General features: G+C 72.6%; 6 protein-coding genes and 1 tRNA gene. 3 read left to right on the top strand and 4 right to left on the bottom strand.

The features are described 5' to 3' along the window. On the bottom strand, window positions 1-497 hold a 497-nt coding region (locus KS423_RS31845; protein ID WP_224283228.1), incomplete at its 3' end, for a DUF3662 domain-containing protein. Window positions 498-919: 422 nt separating this feature from the next. On the opposite strand from KS423_RS31845, the gene KS423_RS31840 reads away from it, so the two are divergent. Then, window positions 920-1,003: transfer RNA gene (locus KS423_RS31840), tRNA-Leu, on the top strand. Between the two features lie 94 nt (window positions 1,004-1,097). Here the strand turns inward: KS423_RS31840 and KS423_RS31835 are convergent. Then, window positions 1,098-2,243, bottom strand: a complete 1,146-nt coding sequence (locus KS423_RS31835) for a sensor histidine kinase (protein WP_224283227.1) — start codon at window positions 2,241-2,243, stop codon at window positions 1,098-1,100. Further along, window positions 2,240-2,893 carry a response regulator transcription factor gene (locus KS423_RS31830; protein ID WP_224283230.1) on the bottom strand — a complete coding sequence of 218 codons (654 nt, stop codon included), beginning with the start codon at window positions 2,891-2,893 and terminating at the stop codon, window positions 2,240-2,242. The genes KS423_RS31835 and KS423_RS31830 overlap by 4 nt, the downstream gene beginning before the upstream one ends. A 341-nt stretch (window positions 2,894-3,234) precedes the next feature. On the opposite strand from KS423_RS31830, the gene KS423_RS31825 reads away from it, so the two are divergent. Continuing rightward, window positions 3,235-5,064, top strand: coding sequence for a phosphatidylglycerol lysyltransferase domain-containing protein (locus tag KS423_RS31825; RefSeq protein ID WP_374120062.1), 1,830 nt, complete (start codon window positions 3,235-3,237; stop codon window positions 5,062-5,064). Window positions 5,065-5,341: 277 nt separating this feature from the next. Beyond that, the gene (locus KS423_RS31820) at window positions 5,342-6,034 is read left to right on the top strand and encodes a hypothetical protein (protein ID WP_224283226.1); all 693 of its coding nucleotides are present in this window, start codon (window positions 5,342-5,344) and stop codon (window positions 6,032-6,034) included. A gap of 80 nt (window positions 6,035-6,114) precedes the next feature. Here KS423_RS31820 and KS423_RS31815 read toward each other — a convergent pair. Continuing rightward, window positions 6,115-7,992 (bottom strand): SpoIIE family protein phosphatase (locus KS423_RS31815; protein WP_224283225.1); only part of this gene is annotated, 1,878 nt, incomplete at its 5' end.

Here is a 7,992-nt window from a genome sequence, read left to right as displayed (position 1 = left end):
GGCGGCGGGGGTGCGCCGTACGGGCCGGCGCCGGGTTGCTGCCACGGTGCGCCGGGGGCCGGAGCGGCCGGCGGGCGGTCGTAGCCGGGCTGCGGCGGTGCGTACTGCTGCTGCTGGGGCTCCTCGGCGGCGAGGGTGCGGCTGCGCACCCGGTACAGCCCGGTGTCCAGGTCGTCGGCCTTCTCCAGGTTCACCTGGAGCGGACCCATGAAGGTGTACCGCTGGGCCTCCGCGTACTCGCGGACCATCCCGGCCAGCTCGGTGCCGAGCTGCCCGGAGTAGGGGCTGAGCCGCTCGTGGTCGTGCGGGCTCAGCTCGACGATGAAGTCGTTCGGCACGACGGTGCGGTCGCGGTTCCAGATGCTCGCGTTGTTGTCGCACTCGCGCTGCAGCGCACCGGCGATCTCCACGGGCTGGACCTCGGACTTGAACACCTTGGCGAAGGTGCCGTTGACGAGACCCTCGAGTCGCTGCTCGAACTTCTTCAGCACTCCCATGGGGCACCCCCTTCCAGGGTTCGTTCGCCTGCCTGCCGGCCGGATCCCGCCCGGGACCCGGTCGCGCCTCCTACTTGCGGTACTTCCGTACTGATCGTATCCACGCCGGGCCCTTCCGTACGGTTCCCGGAGCGTGTGGTGCCCGGGGGTGGGCTCGGACACACAGGGTGACGCATTTCGGGTACGGCACGCCAGGTCTGCCCGTCGGAGCGCCCGTCCGGCAGTCGCACGGACGTTCGCCGGGCATCGGTTCGGATGCCGTCGGGCCCTCCGGACGACGGATTCGGAGCAGCCCGCCAGGTCGTGCTAATGTTTTCCACGTCGGAAGGGCCGCCCGGAAGGGAGGCCGGTCCAAGGAAACGCGAAGTCCCCATGGTACCGAGCGGTTCGGAAGATCGGTCGGCAACGAGGACAACACCCATGCGCGGGTGGCGGAATAGGCAGACGCGCTGGATTCAGGTTCCAGTGCCCGAAAGGGCGTGGGGGTTCAACTCCCCCCTCGCGCACAGCGAAGCCCCGCAGATCTACGGATCTGCGGGGCTTTCTCGTTGTCTCGGCGCAGCCCGGCGCCGGGTGGTACGGGTCCGAGGACGGGACGGGTCAGCCTCGGCTGGCCGGGAGTTCGGCGCGGACCTCGAATCCGCCGTCCGGGGTCGGCCCGGCGGTGAGGGTGCCGCCCAGCAGCTGGGCGCGCTCGCGCAGGCCGACCAGGCCGTGGCCGCCGCCCGGCAGGATCTCGGCCGGGTGCACCGGCGGGGCCTCGTTGCGGACCTCGACCCGCAGCCGGCGGCCCTTCGCCCGGACCCGCACGTGCACCGTCGCGTCCGGGGCGTACTTGGTGATGTTGGTGAGCGCCTCCTGGACGGTGCGGTACGCGGCCCGCTCGACCGCCTCCGGCCACGGGCGGTCGCCGGGGACCAGCTCGGTGTCGGCGGCCAGGCCGCTCTCCTCGATCAGCCGGGGCAGGTCGGCCAGCCGGGGTTGCGGGGCGAGCGGGGCGTCCGGCAGCCCGCCGGTGCCGCGCAGCACCCCGACCATCTGGCGCAGCTCGTCCAGGGTCCGTACGGACAGTTCGCGGATGGTGCGGGCGGCGGTCACGGCCGCCGGATCGGGGCTGCTCACCTGGAGCGCGCCGGCCTGGATGCTGATCAGGCTGACCTGGTGCGAGACCACGTCGTGCATCTCCCGGGCCAGCCGGCCGCGCTCGCTGATCAGCACCCGCTCGGCCAGCAGCCGGCTCTCCCGCTCCTGGCCGCGGGTCAGCTCGTCCAGGCGGACGGCCAGTTCCCGCCGGGTGCGGGCGAGCAGACCGGTGGCGGCCGGGCCGGCCGCCAGCATCACGGCCTGGATGGCGTCCAGCGCGGTGGCGCGGCTGAGGGTGACGATGTCCTCGGGCAGCGGCCAGTGGAAGAACTCGACCAGGGCGAACAGGATGCCGCAGGGGACCACGACCCGGGGGCGGGGGCGCTCGGCGGCCACCGAGTAGACGGCCGTTATCGGGGCCAGCCAGATCTCGTCCACCCAGCTGCCCGGCATGGTGAGCAGCAGCACCGCCACCGGGAAGCGGCGGCGCCAGAACAGTGCGACGGCGGCCAGCGTGGACAGCGCCACCTGCCACCAGGCGGCCTCCCGGGCCACCAGGCCGGCGTCCAGCAGGGAGTACAGGACGGGCAGCAGCAGCATCAGCCAGGGGGCGGTGCACCAGGCCGGCAGCCGTCTGGACGGCAGTTGGTCGGCGGCCGTCATGCCCCGTCGCCGGGCTTGGGCCGGACCAGGCCGGCCCGGTGGGCCAGGACGGCGGCCTGGACCCGGTTGGCGGCGCCGAGCTTGCCGAGGATCGCGCTGATGTGGTCCTTGACGGTGCCGGTGCCGAGGAAGAGCCGGTCGGCGATCTCGGCGTTGGACAGGCCCTCGCCGAGCAGCGAGAGCACGTCGAGCTCGCGGCCGGTGAGGGTGCGGGCGAGCGCGGTGGCCTCGGCGTCCGGGCCGCCGCCGTCCACGTAGCCGCCGATCACGGTGCGGGTGACGGTCGGGGAGAGGATGTTGCCGCCGGCCGCGAGCACCCGGACGGCGTGCACCAGCTGCTCGGGGGCGGTGTCCTTGAGCAGGAAGCCGGCCGCGCCGGCCCGCAGCGCGGTGCCGATGTACTCGTCGGTGTCGAAGGTGGTGAGCATCGCCACGGCGGGCGGGTCGGGCAGGGCGCGCAGGCGGCGCAGTACGGAGATGCCGTCGAGGTCCGGCATCCGGATGTCGAGCAGCACCACGTGCGGGCGCAGTCGCTGGACGTGCTCCTCGGCCTGCCCGCCGGAGCAGTCGCCGACCACTTCCAGGTCGGCGGCGGAGCCGACGATCAGGCCCAGGCCGGAGCGGACCAGGATCTCGTCGTCGACGATCAGCACGCGGGTGGTGGTGATGGTGCCTCCTCGGTTCGGGCGGCCGGGTCGGGGCGGTCCGCGTGGGTCGTTTCGAGTCGAGAGTAGGGGCAGCCGGGTCGGGGCGCCGAACGTGTGGGGGGTGATGACCCCCGCCGTTCGGCGGGGGTGGGAATCCGCTACCCGGTTCACGCAATTCTCAGCTTCGGTGGGGAACCATGGAGTTGGCTGAACCTTTTCCGGCCGCTTCTCCATTCGGCGGTCGGCCGGGTGAGGTCGCCGGTCAGTCCGTCGGGCAAGAACGGGCGCCCGACGCCGGGCCGTTTGCGGATGCGCCCCACCATCTGATCGTTTGGAATTGAGCTGTGTCGTCCACTGTGAAGTCGGAGCCGTCCGCCACATCCCCGGGGCCCCGTCCCGGCGGCGCGCTGGACCGTTGGCGTCCGAGGGCCGCCGCGGCCTCCGTCTGGTACCTGCGGCTGATCGCGTTGCTGAACGTGGCGACGGTGCTGTTGGTGCCCTTCCGCAACCAGGTCAGCGAGCACAACGAGGGTGAGTACTTCACCCCGTACCTGATGACCTCCGGGCTGGCCAGCGCGGTGCTGTCGGTGTTCCTCGCGATCGCGATGCGGCGGCGCAAGCGGGCCGCGTGGATCTTCAACGCGGCGCTCGGCGGCATGTTCGCGCTGCTGTACCTGGCGGCCATGGTGGTGCCGGACGAGCGCTTCGACACCCACCCGCTCAACTACTTCTCCACCGTCCTGACCTGCCTGTTCGTGCTGACGCTGCTGGTCGGGCGGAAGGAGTTCACGTCCAAGGGCGACAGCTCCAACCCGAAGACCGCGGCGGCCACCTTCGTCGGCGGGCTGGCGTTCGGCGGTGGGGTCGGCGCGCTGCTGGTCTGGATGACCAACGAGCTGTCCGGCGCCGGCTTCTGGGATCTGTTCCGGTACTCCGTCGGCCGGATGATCACGATCACCCCGTCCGAGCACCTGCGCTCGGTGATCGCCGCGCCGACCTGGGTGAACGCCGCGATCAACGCGATGGGCGCACTGCTCTTCCTGCTGGTGCTGTACGTGGCCTTCCGCAGCCCGCGCGGCAAGGAGCTGCTCACCGCCGAGGACGAGGCCAGGCTGCGCGGCCTGCTGGACAAGCAGGGCGAGCGGGACTCGCTCGGCTACTTCGCGCTGCGCCGGGACAAGGCGGTGATCTTCTCCCCCAGCGGCAAGGCGGCGGTCACCTACCGGGTGATCGGCGGCGTCTCGCTCGCCTCGGGCGACCCGATCGGCGACCCGGAGGCCTGGCCGGGCGCGATCGACGCCTGGCTGGCCGAGGCCCGCGAGCACGCCTGGGCGCCGGCCGTCATGGGGGCCTCCGAGGAGGCCGGGGTGATCTACGCCCGGCACGGGCTGGACGCGCTGGAGCTGGGCGACGAGGCGATCGTCGAACTGGACGAGTTCTCGCTGGACGGCCGTGCGATGCGGGTGGTCCGGCAGGCCTACAACCGGGTCAAGCGGGCCGGGTACACGGTGCGGATCCGTCGCCACGAGGACATCTCGGAGGCGGAGATGGCCGAGCTGGTGGCCAAGGCCGACGAGTGGCGCGACGGGGCGACCGAGCGCGGCTTCTCGATGGCGCTCGGCCGGCTCGGCGACCCGGGCGACGGCCGCTGCGTGATGCTGGAGTGCCACGACGGGGACGGCGAGCTGAAGGCGCTGCTGAGCTTCGTGCCGTGGGGCCCGGACGGGCTCTCGCTGGACCTGATGCGCCGGGCCCGGGACACCGAGAACGGCCTGATGGAGTTCATGGTCATCGAACTGCTGCAGCGCGCCGAGGAGGTCGGGCTGAAGCGGGTGTCGCTGAACTTCGCGATGTTCCGCTCGGTTTTCGAGCGGGGTTCGCGCCTCGGTGCCGGCCCGGTGCTGCGGCTGTGGCGCTCGATCCTGGGATTCTTCTCGCGCTGGTGGCAGATCGAGTCGCTGTACCGCGCCAATGCCAAGTACCGGCCGATCTGGGAGCCGCGTTACCTGCTCTTCGAGAAGAGCAGCGAGATTCCGCGGATCGGCATCGCGAGCGCGCGCGCCGAGGGTTTCATCGTCGCGCCGAGCCTGCCCGCCCTGTTCCGCCGCCGGCACGCCCGGGCCGCCGTGGTGGCGCCCCGGCTCCCGGTGGCGGCCCGGGACGGGAAGGGGTAGCCCTCCGCCGGGGGGCGGAGGGGGCCGGTCGGCCGAATTGGGGGTCCGTCGGGGGAGTGGCCTCCCCCCTGAGGATGACCTCGATCCCCATTCATGCCGATGTGGCCGTGTTAACGGGCTTCTAATGTTGCAGTAGTCGAGAGTTCGGGGATTCGGAGAAACGGTTGTGATTCACAGGACCCACGCGGGGGGCGTGCGAAAGCGGCCGCTGGCAATCGCCAGATCGGCCGCTGTCGCCGAGTGGGGAACGTTGTTCGCGACGGTCCGGGACGCGGTGGTGCGAAAGAAGTTCGCCGCGGTTCCGCTGGCCACGCTGGCGACGTTTCTTATCCTGCTGTTCAGCATCGTCCAGCACCTGCCGGGCGGCGAGCGTTTCGTCAACAACATCGGGGTGGTGCGGGCGGCGCTGCCGCTGGAGGTCTCGCTGCTGCGGACCCCGCTCTCCCTGTACGTGCCGGCGCTGGACCTTCCGGTCTGGGGGGCGCTGGCCCAGGTGTTCGTGGTCTTCGCCATCGCCGAGATCGTGCTCGGCCGGCGGATGACCCTGGTGGTCGCCTACGCGTGCACCCTGGCGGGCACGCTGTTCGCCCGGGTCGGTGTGGCGATCGGGCCGCACCACCTGTTCGGCTTCCCGAAGTGGGTCTCCTACGTGCGGGACACCGGGCCCTCGGCCGCGGTGGTGGCGCTGGCGATCTGCATCGCGTTCCGCTGCCGGGCCTGGTTCACCGGCGGCCTGGTGGTGGCGGTGATGATCGGCGAGGCGGTCGTGCTGCCGAACCTGGCCGGTCTGGAGCACGTGGTCGCGGTGATCACCGCGCTGCTGATCGCCGTCTCGGTGGAGGTCTTCGGGGACTTCTGGCCGAGGGTGCTGGCCGGGGTCGGCGCCGCCACCTCGGTGGCCGCGGTCGCCTCGCGGGAGGTCGCGGTGGAGGCTCGGCGGCGCCGCTCGGCGGAGGCCGTCATCCCCTGACGGGTGCTGATCGCGTTTCGTCGGCCGCGTACGGGTGTCCGTACGCGGCCGTTCGGTGTCCGGTGCCGCCGGTGCGGCCGTCAGGCGTGCGGGAGCGGGAGCTCGAACCAGACCACCTTGCCCACCGCCTTGCGGGCGGTGCCCCAGCGTTCGGCGAGCTTGGTGACCAGGGTGAGGCCGCGGCCGGTCTCGCCGAGCTGTTCGGCCGGCTCCAGCGAGGGCAGGTTGTGGTTGTCGTCGCTGACCTCGACCAGCAGCTTGTCCACCCGGATCAGCTGGAGCTTCACGGTGTCCCGGGCGACCCGCACGGCGTTCGTCACCAGCTCGCTGACCAGCAGTTCGGTGGTGTCGCTGAGCGCCTCCAGGTGCCAGCCGGCCAGCTGCTCGCGGACCAGCGAGCGGGCCCGGCGGACCTCGCGGTGGTCCACGGTGAGGTCCCAGGTGGCCACCTCGGACGGGGCGACCCCGTCGAAGCGGGCCACCAGCAGGGCGACGTCGTCCTTGCGGTCGTCCGAGTGCAGCCGCCGCAGCACCTCGTCGCAGGCCTGCTCGGGGCTCTGCTGCGGGTCGATCAGGTTGCCGCAGAGCGCGGCCAGGCCGGCTCCTATGTCCCCGCCCCGGACCTCGACGAGGCCGTCGGTGCAGAGCACCAGCATCGAGCCGTCCGAGACGTCGATGGTCTTGGCGACGAACGGCACGCCGCCGACGCCGATCGGCGCGCCGGCCGGGATCTCCAGCAGCTCGCCGGTGCCGTCCGGGTGCACCAGGACGGGCGGGACGTGGCCAGCGCTGGCCAGTTCGCAGGTCCGGTTGATCGGGTCGTAGACCGCGTACAGGCAGGTCGCGAGGTGGTCGTCGCCGAGTTTGTGGGCCAGGTTGTCGAGGTGGCGCAGCAGCTGGCCGGGCGGCAGGTCCAGGGCGGCGAGGGTCTGCATGGCGGTGCGGAAGCGGCCCATCGCGGCCGCCGAGTGCAGGCCGTGGCCCATCACGTCGCCGACCACCAGGGCGACCCGGCTGCCGGGCAGCTGGATCGCGTCGAACCAGTCGCCGCCGACCTGGGCCTTGGGGTCGCCGGGCAGGTAGCGGTGGGCGATCTGCACGCCGGGGATCTGCGGCGGGCGGGTCGGGATCATCGAGCGCTGCAGGGTGGTGGCGACCCGTGCCTCGGCGCGGTGCAGCCGGGCGTTGTCCAGTGACAGCGCGGCGCGGACGGCCAGCTCCTTGAGGGTTGCGGCGTCGCTCTCGTCGAAGGGCGCGCGGTCCGGCAGCCGGAGCAGCTTGAGGATGCCCAGCACGGTGCCGCGGGCCGAGAGCGGGACGACCAGCATCGAGCGGCCGGAGACCACCGGGGCCAGCCGGACGCCGCCGAGGGCGATCGCGTAGTCGACCGCGACGTCCGAGCTGACCACCGGGACCAGCACCGGCTGGTTCAGCTGCAGGGCCATCCCGGGCGGGGTGCGGCGGGGCATGCTGACCAGCGAGCCCTCGGAGAGCACGTGGTCCCAGGCGCCGCCGGTCTCGTTGTAGACCAGGGCGACCCGGCGCAGCATGGTGTCGTCGTCCGGGCGGGCGGCCGGCAGCTCGGAGTCCGCGATCAGCCCGTCCACCAGGTCCACGCAGGCGAAGTCGGCGATCCGGGGGACCAGCACCTGGCAGAGCTCGCGGGCGGTGAAGCCGAGGTCCAGCGTGGTGCCGACCTTGCCGCCGACCTCGTTCAGCAGGGCCAGCTGCTCGCCGGCCTGCCCGTTGGTGAGGAACGAGCCGAGCCGTCCGCCGGGCGGGCCCTCGCCGACCGCGGGGGCGGGGACCGGGACGGGGACGGGCGGGGCCTGGTCGGTGTGCAGCGGGGGGTGGCCGTTGGCGGACGGCTCGACGGCGGTGTGCTCGATGGCGGCTGCTCCTGCGGTGGGTGGGGGCACCTCCCGGCCTGAGGCCGGGGGCGGGACGGACGGGCCGCC

Source organism: Streptomyces sp. LS1784, assembly GCF_020103755.1.
Classification (GTDB): Bacteria; Actinomycetota; Actinomycetes; order Streptomycetales; family Streptomycetaceae; genus Kitasatospora.
Note: the sequence above shows the minus strand (reverse complement) of the source record. Positions and strands in the feature narration are given on the sequence as shown.

Excerpts from the sequence above, each read along its gene's own strand:
- KS423_RS31835 (WP_224283227.1), bottom strand. The coding sequence starts at position 2,243 with ATGACGGCCGCCGACCAACTGCCGTCCAGACGGCTGCCGGCCTGGTGC.